The organism is Phyllobacterium sp. P5_D12 (assembly GCF_054049495.1).
Genome location: NZ_JBFUMG010000872.1, coordinates 1 through 1,311, shown reverse-complemented (window position 1 = coordinate 1,311; position 1,311 = coordinate 1). Strand labels below are relative to the sequence as shown.

Annotated in this window: 1 protein-coding gene and 1 pseudogene; both read right to left on the bottom strand. The window is 55.8% G+C overall.

The window, feature by feature from the left end; genetic code table 11:
* Positions 1-352: pseudogene (locus ACXJ5O_RS27215) on the bottom strand (urea ABC transporter permease subunit UrtB); the annotation flags it as partial.
* 109 nt (positions 353-461) lie between these two features.
* A partial coding sequence (locus tag ACXJ5O_RS27210; protein WP_457302631.1) for a transporter substrate-binding protein occupies positions 462-1,311 on the bottom strand: 850 nt, incomplete at its 5' end.

The following is a 1,311-nucleotide window of genomic DNA, read 5'->3' as shown; positions in this document are numbered from 1 at the left end:
CCTTGATCTTTTCCGCAGCCGAGCGCGGCACGGGATCGAGTTTTGCTCCGGTCAGCGGATCGGTTGCGGCGTAGTCCGAACCGTCACGTTTGCCAAGAAAGACAGTCCTGTCGGCTTTGGCCACGTAAAGATCACCGGCACTGAGCGCATCGAGGATTTTGGAGACGCGGGGATCACCGGTCTTGACCAAGTCCGAGATGGCCTTGGTCGTGTTCTCGAAATTGTCACCAGCAAGCGCCTGAACAAGCGGCCGCAGTTTCGCGTCATCAACAGTCTGCGCATTGGACTGGACAATGTGACAACAGACGCCAAGCATCAAAATGAATAGGGACAGCAGGCGGTTCAATCGCATCAATCAATCCTGTGTTGAAATTTTCGGCGGAAACTCCATCCCCACACGTAAGGTGGGGATGGAGTCAGCTTCGGATGTGCCCCGGACCCGAAGCCTGGGAGTTCGAACCCTAGTTGGTAACGCCGCCGCACTTGCCGCTGACAATGTTGAAATTGCCGCACGACATGGGCTTGCGCCAGTCAGAGATCAGGTCTTTGGAGCCCGGAAGATAATCAGACCATTCGTCCCCCACGACGAGTCCGGGCGTCTGGTAGACGATGTCGAACTGGCCATCGTCCTGCACTTCACCGATCAGCACAGGCTTGGTGATGTGATGGTTCGGCATCATCGTCGCGTAGCCACCGGAAAGGTTTGGAACGGAGGTGCCGACGATTGAATCGATAACCGCGTTGGAATCCGTGGTACCTGCAGCCTCAACAGCCTTTACCCACATATTGAAACCGATATAGGTCGCTTCCATCGGATCGTTGGTCACGCGCTTGTCGTTCTTCGTATAGGCATGCCACTCCTTGATGAACTCGGCGTTGGCGTCCGCATCGACCGACTGGAAATAGTTCCAGGCTGCGAGGTGACCGACGAGCGGCTTGGTGTCGAGACCGGCAAGTTCTTCTTCGCCGACCGAGAAGGCAACGACTGGAATGTCTTCAGCCTTGATGCCCTGGTTGGCGAGTTCCTTGTAGAAAGGCACGTTCGCATCGCCGTTGATCGTCGAAACCACGGCGGTTTTCTTGCCGGTGGAACCAAACTTCTTGATATCGGAGACGATCGTCTGCCAATCGGACTGGCCGAATGGCGTGTAGTTGATCATGATATCCTCATCCTTGACGCCTTTGGCGTTGAGATAGGCTTTCAGGATCTTGTTAGTGGTCTGCGGGTAAACATAGTCGGTGCCGGCGAGAACCCAGCGCTCGACGCCTTCTTCCTTGGCGAGATAATCGACGGCCGGAATAGCCTGCTGG